Below are 14831 nucleotides of genomic sequence, written 5' to 3'. Positions count from 1 at the left end.
TCGCTAGGTTATTTTCAATTTACTCGAAAAATCTTACTCTCTCTTATTTTCAAAATCACATCGCTGTGATTTTGTGCTGTCAATTCAATATGTCTATGAACGTGTCATTCTCTTTTTGTGTCGCCTCTCATTCGATTAGCGGGTGCAAAAGTACAACTCTTTTTTAATCTGGCAAGCTTTTTTGAAAAAATTTTTTGATTATTTTTTCATGACCACTTACTCAATATTTTTAAGAACTTGTACTCCCCAATTCTTTCGTTTCGGGTCGGCAAAGATACTACCTTTACTTTTTATTATCCAAATCTTTTTTCAACTTTTTTTAAAGTTTTTTTGATTTGTTTAATCTTTCAGTTTGTATATGAACTTCTGCTCTAATGCGGGTGCAAAAGTAGAAATCTTTTCCGTAACCACAAGCCTTTTACAATCTTTTTTTTCTCTTTTTTTTGATACTTTTCTTAACTCTCTGATAACAAGAACTTAATACAAGAAAGTTTTTTTCTTAAAAAATGACATAAAAAAAATAACCCCCCTAATTATCATCGAATAGTTATAAGACTTTATGCACTCAATAAGAGAAAGACTATTGTTTCAGGTAACCAAAAAAGTCAAATTAATCGAAACGTATTGCTTTTACTGGAGAAATCTTTGTGATAATATAAGACGGAATTAATAAAACAAACAAACAAACGATAACAGTTCCTACATTTAATAATGCGATGTGAAGTAAATTGATACTTACCGGTGCTTCGTTTACATAGTAGTTTTCGGGATTGAGTTGGATTACGCCGAAGAATTTTTGAATTAGTAATAAAGAAATAGCAATTAAATTCCCCCAAAACAAACCTCGAGCGATTAAATAGAAAGCGTTGTAAAGGAATATTTTTCGGACATTCCAATTGTTAGCCCCCATGGCTTTTAGAATTCCGATCATTTGGGTTCGCTCTAAAATTAGAACTAATAATGCGACTACCATATTAATGGTTGCTACAACAATCATTACGATTAGAATGACCAAGATATTAAAATCGAACAATTTTAACCATTCGAAAATACTGTAATACTTTTCTTCGATGGTGATACTATTATAAGTAGGCGGAATTTCTTTGTAGACTTCATCGCCTTTTTCTTTGATTTTTGAGAAATCGTCTACGAAAACTTCAAATGCTCCGACTTCTGTTGGTTGCCATTTATTGATGAGTTGCACGTGGCGAATATCACCTATTATATAAGTAGCATCGAATTCTTGAAAACCTGAGTTGAAAATTCCAGTGATTAGAAAGTTTCTTTTGTTCGGTAGTTTTCCGTTGTCTTTCATGAAAAAGGTTAGAAACTTATCGCCTACCTTTAATTGCAGTCGCTTAGCTAAGTATTCCGAAATTAAAACTTCAGTATTTAATTCAGATCTTAGATTTGGAATTTTACCATCAACCAAATATTCTTCTAAATTGGTGAAATTATAATCTTTTCCGACACCTTTATATATGATTCCTTCGAAAGCTTTTTCTGTACGTATGATTCCGGCTTTGCTTGCTACAGCTTGTACGTGACTAATACCTTCTACATTTTTGAATTTGGGATAAAAACTTTGATTGACTGAAATCGGTTCGGTAGTGACTTGCGATTGATTATCATCAAAATTAGAAATAATAATGTGTCCGTTGAAAGCAGAAACTTTCTCTCGAATTTTATCTTGAAGTCCAACACCTGTAGCCACCGCCATAATCATCATAATAATTCCGATGGCAATTGCCGTAATCGCAATTTTTATAATTGGCGAAGAAATACTACTTTTATAACTTTTAGCAGCAATTAGTCTTTTGGCTATGAAATATTCTAAATTCAAGGTTTTTATGACATCTAAATTATTTTTCAAAAGTACATTATTATTTTTTTCTTTACTAATCGTTTCGTGTGGAAGTAGTAAAAAGGCTATTCCGCAGGTAAAACCTAGTACTGATAATGTGACTTTGACTTCCACTTCAACAGATGTCACTTTTAAAACGGGTGCCGAAAACTTTGAAAGTTATTTGCCATTATTAAAAGACAAACGTGTTGGAATAGTTACGAATCAAACGGGAATTCTTTCGAAAGAGAAGCATTTGGTTGATTTTTTAATCGAACAAAACATCAATCTTCAGAAAATTTATGCACCTGAGCACGGTTTTAGAGGAACGGCAGATGCTGGCGAATTAATTGTAGACGGAAAAGATACCAAAACGAATTTGCCGATTATTTCCCTTTACGGAAACAATAAAAAGCCAAAACCTGAGCAATTAGAAGGAATTGATATCTTGGTTTTTGATTTACAAGATGTGGGCGCGCGATTTTACACTTATATATCTTCGTTGCATTATGTGATGGAAGCTTGTGCGGAAAACAATATTCCGCTCTTGGTTTTAGACCGACCAAATCCGAATGGAACTATTATTGATGGTCCGATATTAGAAAAGGAACACAAGAGTTTTGTTGGGATGCATGAAATTCCGGTTTTGCATGGGATGACGATTGGCGAATATGCGAAAATGATTAACGGAGAAAAATGGTTGAAAGATAGTTTGCAATGCAATTTGAAAGTAGCGCCTTGTTTGAACTATTCGCACGATATGAAATATAGTTTACCAGTAAAGCCTTCGCCAAATTTACCCAACGATCAATCCATTAATTTGTATGCGAGTTTGTGCTTTTTTGAAGGTACAAATGTTAGTTTAGGTCGCGGAACAGAGAAACAATTCCAAATTTATGGTTCGCCCTTTTTACCTGAAAGCGAATTTGATTTTAGCTTTAGTCCGAAACCAAATTTTGGCGCAAAAGACCCAGTTCATAATGGAAAAGTATGTTTTGGAGAAGATTTAACCGAGATTAGAAAAGTGCACCGACTAGAATTAAAATGGTTATTGAAAGCTTACGAAAAAACCATAGACAAAACCGTTTTCTTCAATGATTTCTTCACCAAATTAGCCGGAACAAAAAAATTACGAGAACAAATTGAAGCCGGAATGACCGAAAAAGAAATTAGAAAAACCTGGCAAGAAGGTTTGGAACAGTTTAAGGAAGTGAGAAAAAAGTATTTGATTTATGATTGATGATGGAAGCTGGATGTTAAAACACGAATTTCACGAATTGTCACTAATAAAATTTTAGATCCCTAACGGAATGACAAAATTGTAAAAAATCTGAACACTTTCAACTGAACACTGACCACTTCTCAAAGAGGCAACTTCTCCTTCATTTTCTCCACAATATTATAAGCCGCCGGGCAAATTGCAACGTTCTTCAACGTTAAATTAGAGATTTGTTGGAATTTCTTTCTATCGGTGTGTGGAAATTCTCGGCAGGCTTTTGGGAGGACATCGTAGATGAAACATTTATTGTCGCTGTCTAAAAACGTACACGGAACACTTTTCAACACATAATCGTTGTCTTCATCAATGCGAAGATACTGGTCGATAAATTGCTGTGGTTTTTGACGAAAACTCTTTGAAATTCGCTCAATATCAGCCGACGTAAATAACGGTCCAGTTGTCTTGCAACAATTGGCACACTCCAAACAATCCGTTTTTTTGAATTCGGCATCGTGTAAATCTTGCATTACATAATCCAAATTCTTAGGTGTTTTCTTTTTTAGCTTGTCAAAATACTTTTTGGTTTCGTTATGCGTATCTTTGGCAAGTTTTCCGAGTTCGTTTAAATTTGGCTTTAGCATTTTATGAATTTTCTACTGCAAAGTTACGATTTTGAATTTCGAATTTAGAATAACGAATGTTGAATTTTGAAATACAAACCATGAAAGACCTTTTCGGAAAAGCCATTTTAGACTACCAAACCCATAATTCTCCTGAAGATTTAATTACGGAAACTTCTATTTCGGAAGCTGATGAAATGAGTGTTGCGTATTTGTTTCGTGATTTTAAAGAAATGCCAAAACTGGAACGAAAAGCATTACAATTAGCCAAAGGAAAAGTATTAGATGTGGGTTGCGGTGCTGGAAGTCACGCTTTGTATTTACAAGAAAAAGGTTTTGATGTTACCGCAATTGATATTTCGGAAAATGCTATTAAAGCTTGTGAATTGAGAGGCTTGAAAAATTGCAAAGTTTCGGATGTATTGAATTTAGATACTTCGGAAAAATTCGACACTATTCTACTTCTAATGAACGGAACTGGAATTTTTGGAAAAATGAATCAGATTTCGAAGTTCTTGCAAAAATTAAAATCGCTTTTAAATGAAGGTGGACAAATTCTAATTGATAGTTCAGACTTAATTTATATGTACGACCAAGACGAAGATGGTGCTTACGAAGTTCCCGCGAATGGATATTACGGTGAATTAACTTTTACGATTCAATATAAAGGAGAAACCGAAGATACTTTTGATTGGCTGTATTTGGATTACAATACGCTTCAAAATGCCGCAATTGCAAATGGTTTGGAATGCGAATTAATTCTGGAAGGGAAGCATTTTGATTATTTAGCGAAGCTATCTTTATAAAAACAAAAAATCCCAAAACTAACGATTTGGGATTTTTTATTTATTTAAATGTCAAAGGCATTTTTAAGTTTATGCTAACTGGCTTCCCTCCTCTTGAAGCAGGTTCCCATTTAGGGGCTTTTCGTAAAACTCGAATTAATTCCATAGCAGAATCAGCTCCTAAATCTCTTAAAATTTTTATATTTTTTACATCACCATTTTCATTCACAGTGAATTCAAAAATAATTTGACCCTTTTTCTCCACTGTAGTAGTATCAAAATTAGCTACTATGTATTCGTAAAACTTCTCAACTCCTCCATTTTGAAATTTTGCATCGATAAAATCACCTCCTAAATATACCTCGTCTTCTCCTCCAATCTGAGAAAAACAAACATTAGAAAACAAAACAAATACAGTTAATACTAAAAACTTCTTCATATAATTAAGGAATATTCAAATATTTATGGGTTTGTAACGAAACTCTCCATTTTGGATTGTTCATCACATAATCAACAATTAATGGTGTCATTTCTTCTTTTTTGCTCCATTCCGGTTGTAGGAACAAAATAGCGTTTGGATTTACTTTAGCCGCTTGCTCTTCTGCAAAAATGAAATCGTGTTTGTTGTAGATGATTACTTTTAATTCGTGAGCCATATCGTAAGCGCTTTGAACTGGCAATTTGTTTTTCTTTGGAGATAAACAAAACCAATCCCAAGTTCCTGAAACTTCGTAGGCTCCAGAAGTTTCAATATGTACTTTTAAATTTTGAGCTTTTAATTTTGAAGTCAATAAAGACATGTCCCAAGTCAAAGGTTCTCCTCCAGTTACCACAACTGTGTCGGCGTATTTTTTTGCATTATCAACAATCAAATCGGTATTGGTTGGCGGATGCAATTCTGCATTCCAACTTTCTTTTACATCGCACCAATGACAACCAACATCGCAACCGCCAATTCTAATAAAATAAGCTGCTGTTCCTGTATGATATCCTTCACCTTGAATCGTGTAAAACTCCTCCATTAAAGGCAACATTTCGCCTTTTTCAACCGCTAACTGTGTTTCTTTTTGTAACATCTTAAAACTAAAATAGTCGGCAAAGATACAACTTGGAAGTTAGAATTTAAGAATATGAAGTTAGAAATTAATTTTACATAACCACTTGTTCTTGAAATTTCGTCCGATTTTACTACATTTGAAATTCAAAATACATCAAAATGAGCAAGACAGAAGATTTTATCAAACATATAACGGAAGGATATACTTGTAAAGGAGAATTCATCACATTAGGTGGTGGAATTTTAGATGGCGAAGCGGTTCCAAATACACATGTCAATATCCCATTAAAAACTTTAAACCGTCACGGATTAATTGCGGGAGCAACGGGAACTGGAAAAACCAAAACCATTCAAGTGTTATCGGAACAATTATCGCAAAATGGCATTCCGGTTTTGATGATGGATATCAAAGGTGATTTTTCTGGAATTGCAATGCCTGGCGAAGAGAAATCGTTTATCACTGAACGTCATGCTAAAATTTCAATTCCATACGAAACGAAAGGTTTTCCTGTAGAATTAATGACCATTTCAGAACAAAATGGAGTTCGACTACGAGCTACGGTTTCTGAATTTGGACCTGTTTTATTTTCTCGAATTTTAGATTTGAACGACACGCAAGCTGGCGTAGTTTCAATCATTTTTAAATATTGCGATGATAATAGTTTGCCATTATTGGATTTAAAAGATTTCAAAAAAGTATTGAATTACGCAACCGAAGAAGGAAAAGCAGAATTTGAAGCCGAATACGGAAGAATTTCGACTAGTTCAACTGGTTCAATTTTGAGAAAAATCATCGAATTAGAACAACAAGGTGCGGAATTATTCTTTGGTGAAAAATCATTCGATATTCAAGATTTGATGCGAATTGACGAAAACGGAAATGGTTACGTTAACATCATGCGTTTGACCGATATTCAAGACAAACCGAAATTATTTTCGACTTTCATGTTGAGTTTGTTAGCCGAAATTTATAATACCATGCCCGAACAAGGCGATGCGGGACGACCAGAATTAGTAATTTTTATAGACGAAGCCCATTTGATTTTTGACGAAGCAAGTAAGGCTTTATTAAATCAAATTGAAACGATTGTGAAATTAATTCGTTCGAAAGGAATTGGAGTGTATTTTATTACCCAAAATCCGATGGATGTTCCAACAGGCGTTTTGGCACAATTAGGCTTGAAAATTCAGCATGCTTTGAGAGCTTTTACGGCAAATGATAGAAAAGCAATTAAAATGACTGCTGAAAATTATCCCGACACTACTTTTTATGAAACCGATGAAGTGTTAACTTCGCTAGGAATTGGAGAAGCTTTTGTAACAGCATTAAGCGAAAAAGGAACACCAACACCATTAGTGGCTACGATGATGCGAGCGCCAATGAGTCGAATGGATGTTTTAACTGAAAGTGAAATTGAAGCAAGTATTGCAAAATCGAAATTAGCTAAGAAATATAATGAGGTTTTAGATCGAGATAGTGCTTACGAATTATTAAACAAAAAAATTGCCGAAGCACAAGAAGTAGCAGCCGAACAAGAAGCAGAAAAACCAACCAGAAAAGCAAAAGAAGAACCAAGTACGACAGAAGTTATTGGGAAATCAATTACCAAAGTGGTAACAAGTGCGAGTTTTATTCGAGGTGCTTTTGGTTTGCTGATGAAGATGTTTAAACGTTAATGAAAGGGATTGTTACCATAGGATTACTTATACTTTCTAATGTTTTTATGACATTAGCTTGGTATGGTCATCTAAAATTTAAAGAATTAAAGTGGTTTGAAAACGCAGGATTAATCACCATTGTTTTAATCAGTTGGGGATTAGCCTTGTTTGAATATTTCTTTCAAGTTCCTGCGAATAAAATTGGTTACGAAGGCAATGGCGGTCCGTTTTCATTAATGCAATTGAAAGTGATTCAAGAAGTAATCACGTTAGTAATCTTTGTGATTTTCTCGATGCTTTTCTTTAAGAACGAAACATTCAAATGGAATCACGCAGTAGGTTTTTGTTTTTTAGTATTGGCAGTTTATTTTATTTTTAAGAAGTAACAAAATGAAAAAATATTTTATTCAAAAAGCACCATTCGTAGTTCCAACAACTGATGGAAAATTAATTGAAGAACATCACTGGCAACCACAAATAATAAAGCGATTTCGATTGCTCATAAGATAGCACCACCAGGTTGGAGCGAACCTTTTCAAACTCCAGAATTTGATGAATATACATATATCATTAAAGGGAAAAAGCAATTCATTATTGAAGACGAAACGATAGTCTTAGAAGCAGGTCAATCGATTAAAATTGAGAAAAATACTCGTGTTCAATATTCAAATCCATTTGATGAACCTTGCGAATATTTGGCGATTTGTACGCCAGCTTTTAGTATGGATGCTGTAAATAGAGAAGAATAAAAAAAGAGGCAATTGCCTCTTTTTTTATTCTAATAATTCCAAAATCTTATTTTCAACTTCTTCCGAATTCCAATTTTCTTGAATATTATCCATTTTCAAAACTTCTTGCATGATTTCATTTTGAAAATCTCCAATCGCCATGGCTTCTGAATAAGGTTGTAAACTAAAAGTTACTCTACTATATAATGGCATCCATTTTTCTGGATGTTTGTCGGAAAACCATTTTTCGATTTTCTTTTGCAATAAAAAATTAGCATCCGCAGTTTTGGCACTCATTTCTTCGAAATTTCGTCTCGAAAGTTCAGCAATGGCATCTGCATTTGGTTTTCTTGAAATTTCGTATTCTTTGAAAATTCTATCCCAATCATCGCCATATTGTTGCATTAATTCATTCAGAATCGTGATATCTTCAAAACCTGCATTCATTCCGTGACCGTAAAAAGGGACAATTGCATGAGCAGAATCACCAATTAAAGCAATTTTATCGTTAAATGTCCAAGGGAAACATTTCATAATCGCCAAATAACTGTTCGGATTTCTGAAAAAGTCACGCACTAAATCTGGAATTACATCTTTTGTATCTGGAAAATAATTTGCAAAAAACGAAACTAATTTTTCTTCGTTGGTTAACGATTCAAACGAATTTTCGCCTTCAATTGGCATGAACAAAGTACAAGTAAACGAGTTGTCTAAATTAGCCAATCCCATTAACATGAAATTTCCTCTCGGCCAAATATGTAAAGAATGAATATCAATTTTTGGAGAACCATCTGCATTAGCTGGAATGTGCAATTCTTTATAACCAATTTTCATGAACTCTTGCGAATAATCAAACATCGATTGACGTTGCATTCTGTGTCTAATTCTCGAGAAAGCGCCATCGGCTCCAAAAACTTTATCGTATTTTAACTCGGTCCAATCACCTTGTTCCGTTTCGCCTTCCCATAAAGTTGCGGTGGCTAACGTTACATCCCAAATTTTACGTTCAAAGAAAAATTCTACTCCTTCAGCTTCAGCTAAATCCACCATTTTTCTATTCAAAACGCCTCTTGATAGAGAAAAAATAGCTTCACCTTCTTTTCCGTAATATTGATAATTTAGATTTCCATCTTGTAAATGGATGGCTCTTTTATCAACTGGAATTCCGATTTTTCGAATTTCTTCATCTAAACCCACATCTTCTAATGCTTTCCAACCGCGATTTGACATCACCAAATTAATGGAACGACCCGAAAACTCAACCGTTCTAATATCGGGACTTCTGTCGTAAACATGTACTATATGTCCGGCTCTTTTTAAATAGATTGCCAATAAAGTTCCTACTAATCCAGAACCTACAACAGCAATTTTTTGTGGCGTTTGCATGAAGTTTTTGTAAAAATTTGGACTACAAAAATACGGAATAATAAATTTTAATACCCGACTTTTATGAGATTTTTCATTTTGAAATTTATTTTTGTTTAATTATTTTTATTATTAGTTAAACAAAATGTATCTTTGAATAAAAAAATTGCTATGCGAAAGATTACGAAAGACGAATTATTTTATATGTCTAAAGTGCCAAGATTGAACTTAGTAAATTGTGTTACTGGCTACAAATCGGCCAACTTAATAGGAACTAGTTCTGAAAATGGCACTTTAAATGTTGCTATATTTAGTAGTGTTACCCATTTAGGAAGCGAACCGCCTTTATTAGGATTCATTTTAAGACCTACGACGGTTCCAAGAGACACTTATAAAAACATAAAAGAATCCGGATTCTTCACAGTAAACCACATTACAGAAGAAATGATTGCTGATGCACATCATACGTCTTCAAGTTATGAAGAACACATTTCAGAATTTGATAAAACAAATTTAGAACCTGAATTCATTGATAATCACAAAGTACCATTCGTAAAAGGAAGTCCGGTACAATTACTTTGTAAATATGTGAACGAATACAAAATTGAAGAAAACGATTGTATTCATATCATCGCTTCGGTTGAGACTATTTATGCTGATGAAAAACTATTTCATGATGATAATTGGATGCAATTGGACAGAGGAAATGTAATCGCCATAAACGGTTTAGATGGTTATGCTGTTCCAAAATTAGCAGACAGATTTCATTATGCGCGACCAGATAAACCATCAACTTCCATGTTATAATGGCGCATAAAAAAGTAAATCTTCCCGAAAAAATCTGTAAAACCTGTCAACGTCCTTTTTCTTGGCGAAAAAAATGGGAGAAAAACTGGGAAGAAGTAATGTATTGTAGTGATAAATGCAGAATGAATAAAAACAAATAGCATGAACGGATTAGTATGGTTTAGAAACGATTTGCGCACGATTGACAATCATTCGTTGTACAATGCTTGTAGAGAAAATGAAAAAGTAATTGGTATTTATTGCTTGGATCCGAGACATTTCGAAACAAATCAATATGGTTTCAAGAAAACAGAAAAATTTAGAACTCAATTTCTTCTGGAAACCTTAACGGAATTACAACAAAATTTAGCTGAGAAAAATATCACATTATTAGTTTATTACGGTTATCTCGAACAATTAATACCAGAAGTAGCGGCAAAATATCAAATTGATACGATTTACATCCAAAACGAATGGACACAAGAGGAAGTAGATGTTGAAACTGAAGTTCGAAATCTCATTCCAGCAGTGAATTGGAAAATGTATTACGATCAGTTTTTATTTCATCCGGATGATGTTCCGTACGACGATTGGGAGAAAATTCCAGAAGTTTTTACAGAGTTTAGAAAGCAATTGGAAAAGAAAATTCGAGTGAGACCAACCGTTTCCATTTCAGCAAAACCAACTTCTAATCTAATTGAAGAAAAGACAAGTATTCCAACACTAGAAGATTTAGGATTTGAAGATTTTAAGCAACCGAACAAAACTGCTTTCCCTTTTAAAGGTGGCGAAAATCAGGCTAAAAAAAGAATCAAAGACTATTTTTGGGATACCAAAAAACTAGCCGTTTACAAGAAAACTCGTAATGGTTTAATAGGAAAGAATTATAGTTCAAAACTTTCGGCTTGGTTGGCAAATGGTAGTATTTCGGCACGAATGATTTATTGGGAAGTGCAACAGTTTGAGAAAAAAGTAGTCAAAAACGAAGATACGTATTGGTTAATCTTCGAGTTGATTTGGCGCGATTATTTCAAATATATTTCGCTAAAACACGGAAACAAAATTTTCCAATTGAACGGTATTTTGCAAAAAGAATACCATTGGAACCAAAATACAAAAGCCTTCAATCAATGGACAAATGGGACAACACCTGAACATTTTGTAAATGCCAACATGATTGAACTACAAAAAACAGGCTGGATGAGCAATCGCGGTCGACAAAATGTGGCGAGTTATTGGGCAAAAGAATGGGAACAAGATTGGCGTATTGGCGCTGCTTATTTTGAAAGCATGCTAATCGATTACGATGTGCACAGCAATTACGGAAATTGGATGTACAACGCTGGTGTTGGAAACGATCCAAGAGATAGAAAATTCAACATCAAACGTCAAGCGGAAATGTATGATGGTGACGGAAAATTTCAAAAAATGTGGTTAATTCCAGAATTATTTTAAATGAGAACACTTCGATTACTTTTGGGCGACCAACTCAATTCACAACATTCTTGGTTTGATGAAATCAATCCGAATGTGATGTATGTGATGGCAGAAATGCGTCAGGAAACGGATTATGTGAAACATCACATTCAAAAAGTCGTGGCGTTTTTTCTTTCCATGCGAAATTTTTCAGAGGAATTGATGAATAAAGGCCATCAAGTTGTGTATTACAAAATTTCGGATGCGAATAATCCACAGAATTTGGAAACATTGATTTTTGATTTGGTTGAAAAGAATAAAATCGAGCAATTTGAATACCAATTTACCGATGAATATCGTTTAGACGAACAATTGAAATCCATCGGCGAAAAACTTTCCGTTCCAACAAAAGTAGTAGATTCCGAACATTTTTATACGTCTAGAAATGAATTAGCGGATTTTTTCAAAGGAAAAAAGCAACTTTTGATGGAAAGTTTCTATCGCATGATGCGAAAAAAGCATTATGTTTTAATGGTCGGCGATCAACCTTTAGACGGAAAATGGAACTTTGACCATAACAATCGTAATCAATATAAAAATGAAGTTCCGATTCCATTTCCTTTGGAATTTCATAAAAATGTGAGTGAAATTATTACCGAAATTGAAGCGCAAAACATCACTACTTTTGGAAGTATTGATGCAGAAAATTTCAATTGGCCGACTTCAAGAAATGAAAGTTTACAATTGATTGACTATTTCTGTGAGCATTTGTTGGCGCATTTTGGAACGTATCAAGATTCGCTATTTAGCGGACATAAATTTCTATTTCACTCGCGTTTATCTTTTGCAATGAATTCCAAAATGATTAGTCCGAAAGAAGTTGTGGATGCTGTGATTTCATATTATTATCAAAATCAAGAAACCATTGAATTGTCGCAAGTAGAAGGTTTTGTACGACAAATTATTGGTTGGCGTGAATATGTTAGAGGAATTTATTGGAAAGAAATGCCTAATTATGCCCAAATGAACGCATTAGAAAACTACAATTCACTACCCGAATTCTTTTGGACCGGAAAAACCAAGATGAAATGCATGCAACATTCGATTTCTCAGAGTTTATCGGAAGCCTATGCGCATCATATTCAGCGTTTGATGGTGATTGGAAATTTTTCCTTGTTAGCACAATTGCATCCTGATGAAGTTGACGCTTGGTATTTAGGCGTTTACATAGATGCGATTGAATGGGTAGAAATGCCAAACACTCGCGGCATGAGTCAATATGCAGATGGTGGCATTGTGGCGACCAAACCTTATGTTTCTTCGGGAAGTTACATTAATAAAATGAGCAATTATTGTGGCAGCTGTCATTACAAAGTAAAAGAGAAATTGAGCGAAAAAGCGTGTCCGTTTAACAGTTTGTATTGGCATTTTTTAGATGAGAAAAAGCAACATTTTGCCAATAATCAAAGAATGAGCATGATGTTAGCCTTACTAAGAAAAATGAAACCAGAAGAATTAGCTGCTACGAAAGAAAAAGCGATTTCGATTTTGGAGGGTATGGGGAGTTTGTAAAATTTATTTTTATTTTGAAATTGATTCAAAATCCGTAATATCGCTGGTAACAATAGTTGTTTTTATTTACATTCAATATATTCAATTTTTTTAAAGTATTGTTTACCTGTTTCTCCTTGGAAATTTTTTAAACCTTGAGTGGTCATTTTATTTAATTTTCTGTAGGATGGAATTTTTAAAGTGTCGTTTTCTGTTCTTTTTACATACTTAACCATCTCTTTATATTTAGACTTAGGAAATGGCATATTTTCAAGTTTGTTTCTTTTTACTACAAATTTTAATTCCCCTCTAAATTTATTGTTTTGATTTTTTATAGAATCAAAAAATATAATTAAAGTGTCTTTTTCAGTTTTCCATGTACCAAACGAATTGTTATTCTGCATATCACCTTGAAAATTTAGAATCGCATTTCCGTTACATTCTAAAGTCAAAGTTTTGCTAAACATTCCGTAACTATTAAAATTTGTTCTGTATTTTCCAGTAACTACTTTTTTCGAACACGAAATTAAAGTCAAAAATAAAAAAAATGTAATTATTAAAATTTGATTACTTTTCAATTTCGATTTTTTTTAATTATTGTTAACTAAAAAATATAAGAAACTGAAACAAGTCCAGTTTCTCATAGTGATAACGTAAATTTTATTTGTTAAATTTAATCTTATTCCCCACATTCATCTTTTGAGATTTTGCAAAAACACCACACATGTGGAACAACATTCTTGCTCCTACATTTCCGTCCCAATCGTCATCACCTGGTGCAACCTCAACTAAATCAAATCCGATGATTTCTTTATTAGTTGCTGCTAAACGGTTGAACAAATAAGCGGCTTGCTCAAATGAAAATCCACCCGGAACCGGAGTTCCTGTATTTGGACAATACCAAGGATACATGCCATCAATATCAAACGAAATACAAACTTTTTCTGGTAACGAAGCGATAATTTGGTCGCATTGTTGTTGCCATGTTTTGCCTTCGAAAGCTTCTTGTTTTAAATCGCTATCAGTGTGAACTAAAACTCTATCGCTTAAAGCTACTTCCACTTCTTGCTCACAGAAATCGCGAATTCCTACTTGCACAATTTTAGAAATTTGCGGAATTTGTAAAGCATTATACATGATTGAAGCATGCGAATACGTGAATCCTTCGTATGCAATACGTAAATCCATGTGCGCATCTAAATGTAAAATTCCGTAGTTCTCATATTTAGTTGCTAATGCTTGGTAATAGCCCAGTGGCGTAGAATGATCTCCACCTAAAAGCACTACTTTTTTACCTTTATTCATCCAATTAAGGGTTTGCTCACGAACGGCTTCCACCATATCAGAACATGCATAATTGATTTCTTCCAAATCTTTAGTTAATGATGGATGATGATCTAGAATCATTCCGCTTTCCAATGCTTTGATGATTGGAGCAGCTTGTTTCTTATATTTTTTTGATTTCTTTTTTAAATCTTGAGCTGGTCTATCTAAATAAATACCTAATTTCCATAATTCAGGAAATTCTTGGTGATTTAAATCTACTTGAAAAGAAGCATCTAAAACCGCATCTGGACCTTTTGAAGCTCCAGAACCATAACTCACCGTAACTTCCCAAGGCACTGGAATTACAATGATTTCACTTTGCTCTGCCGAAAATGGCAATCCAAAAATAGTAGCATCGGCTAACCCTGGTTGAGAAGGATCAAAATTTTCTAAAATTTGTTCTTTAGTCATGATTTCTTGTAATACTGTTATTCTATACAAAGATAGTTTATTTAACAAAAAAAGCCGAACAAGAT

15 protein-coding genes and 1 pseudogene are annotated in these 14831 nt (G+C 33.8%); 9 read left to right on the top strand and 7 right to left on the bottom strand.

Annotation, left to right across the window (positions count from 1 at the left end):
- Window positions 1-610 precede the first annotated feature (610 nt).
- Window positions 611-1843 (bottom strand): ABC transporter permease, encoded by a 1233-nt coding sequence (locus OJ995_RS08155; RefSeq protein WP_264368969.1) that lies wholly within the window; start codon window positions 1841-1843, stop codon window positions 611-613.
- 7 nt (window positions 1844-1850) lie between these two features.
- Between OJ995_RS08155 and OJ995_RS08150 the strand changes: the two genes are divergently transcribed.
- The gene (locus OJ995_RS08150; protein ID WP_264368964.1) at window positions 1851-3083 is read left to right on the top strand and encodes an exo-beta-N-acetylmuramidase NamZ family protein; all 1233 of its coding nucleotides are present in this window, start codon (window positions 1851-1853) and stop codon (window positions 3081-3083) included.
- A 122-nt stretch (window positions 3084-3205) separates the two neighbouring features.
- On the opposite strand, the gene OJ995_RS08145 is transcribed toward OJ995_RS08150, so the two are convergent.
- The gene (locus tag OJ995_RS08145) at window positions 3206-3703 is read right to left on the bottom strand and encodes a YkgJ family cysteine cluster protein (protein WP_264368963.1); all 498 of its coding nucleotides are present in this window, start codon (window positions 3701-3703) and stop codon (window positions 3206-3208) included.
- Window positions 3704-3783: 80 nt separating this feature from the next.
- Between OJ995_RS08145 and OJ995_RS08140 the strand changes: the two genes are divergently transcribed.
- Window positions 3784-4488: a class I SAM-dependent methyltransferase gene (locus OJ995_RS08140; protein ID WP_264368962.1), complete on the top strand. Its 705-nt coding sequence runs from the start codon at window positions 3784-3786 to the stop codon at window positions 4486-4488.
- Window positions 4489-4528: 40 nt separating this feature from the next.
- Here OJ995_RS08140 and OJ995_RS08135 read toward each other — a convergent pair whose 3' ends face one another.
- A complete protein-coding gene (locus tag OJ995_RS08135) occupies window positions 4529-4906 on the bottom strand; it encodes an energy transducer TonB (RefSeq protein WP_264368961.1) in 378 nt (125 codons plus the stop codon).
- A 4-nt stretch (window positions 4907-4910) separates the two neighbouring features.
- Complete coding sequence (locus tag OJ995_RS08130; protein ID WP_264368960.1) at window positions 4911-5543, bottom strand: 7-carboxy-7-deazaguanine synthase QueE; 633 nt, start codon at window positions 5541-5543, stop codon at window positions 4911-4913.
- Between the two features lie 140 nt (window positions 5544-5683).
- On the opposite strand from OJ995_RS08130, the gene OJ995_RS08125 reads away from it, so the two are divergent.
- The 3 genes and pseudogenes from OJ995_RS08125 (at window position 5684) to OJ995_RS08115 (ending at window position 7932) form a co-directional block, all read left to right on the top strand.
- Window positions 5684-7201 (top strand): helicase HerA-like domain-containing protein, encoded by a 1518-nt coding sequence (locus OJ995_RS08125; protein ID WP_264368959.1) that lies wholly within the window; start codon window positions 5684-5686, stop codon window positions 7199-7201.
- Window positions 7201-7569: a DMT family protein gene (locus OJ995_RS08120; protein ID WP_264368958.1), complete on the top strand. Its 369-nt coding sequence runs from the start codon at window positions 7201-7203 to the stop codon at window positions 7567-7569. The genes OJ995_RS08125 and OJ995_RS08120 overlap by 1 nt, the downstream gene beginning before the upstream one ends.
- 4 nt (window positions 7570-7573) lie before the next feature.
- A pseudogene (locus tag OJ995_RS08115) lies at window positions 7574-7932 on the top strand (cupin domain-containing protein).
- A 24-nt stretch (window positions 7933-7956) separates the two neighbouring features.
- Here OJ995_RS08115 and OJ995_RS08110 read toward each other — a convergent pair.
- Entirely contained in the window at window positions 7957-9297 is a 1341-nt protein-coding gene (locus tag OJ995_RS08110) for an FAD-dependent oxidoreductase (protein WP_264368957.1), read from the bottom strand.
- 150 nt (window positions 9298-9447) lie between these two features.
- Between OJ995_RS08110 and OJ995_RS08105 the strand changes: the two genes are divergently transcribed.
- From OJ995_RS08105 to OJ995_RS08090, 4 genes are read left to right on the top strand one after another with little or no spacing between them, the layout of a single operon-like run.
- A complete protein-coding gene (locus OJ995_RS08105; protein WP_264368956.1) occupies window positions 9448-10083 on the top strand; it encodes a flavin reductase family protein in 636 nt (211 codons plus the stop codon).
- Entirely contained in the window at window positions 10083-10223 is a 141-nt protein-coding gene (locus OJ995_RS08100; RefSeq protein WP_133610440.1) for a DUF2256 domain-containing protein, read from the top strand. The genes OJ995_RS08105 and OJ995_RS08100 overlap by 1 nt, the downstream gene beginning before the upstream one ends.
- A gap of 1 nt (window position 10224) precedes the next feature.
- On the top strand, window positions 10225-11517 hold the full coding sequence (locus OJ995_RS08095; RefSeq protein WP_264368955.1) for a DASH family cryptochrome: 1293 nt from the start codon (window positions 10225-10227) through the stop codon (window positions 11515-11517).
- Window positions 11518-13050 (top strand): cryptochrome/photolyase family protein, encoded by a 1533-nt coding sequence (locus tag OJ995_RS08090; protein ID WP_264368954.1) that lies wholly within the window; start codon window positions 11518-11520, stop codon window positions 13048-13050. It begins immediately after the preceding gene.
- A gap of 62 nt (window positions 13051-13112) precedes the next feature.
- Here the strand turns inward: OJ995_RS08090 and OJ995_RS08085 are convergent, their stop codons facing one another.
- Complete coding sequence (locus OJ995_RS08085) at window positions 13113-13607, bottom strand: hypothetical protein (protein ID WP_264368953.1); 495 nt, start codon at window positions 13605-13607, stop codon at window positions 13113-13115.
- Window positions 13608-13689: 82 nt separating this feature from the next.
- Window positions 13690-14766 carry an agmatinase family protein gene (locus tag OJ995_RS08080; RefSeq protein ID WP_264368968.1) on the bottom strand — a complete coding sequence of 359 codons (1077 nt, stop codon included), beginning with the start codon at window positions 14764-14766 and terminating at the stop codon, window positions 13690-13692.
- Window positions 14767-14831 lie beyond the last annotated feature (65 nt).

The organism is Flavobacterium lacisediminis, from assembly GCF_025909975.1.
GTDB lineage: Bacteria > Bacteroidota > Bacteroidia > Flavobacteriales > Flavobacteriaceae > Flavobacterium > Flavobacterium lacisediminis.
This window is presented reverse-complemented; position numbering and strand designations above follow the sequence as displayed.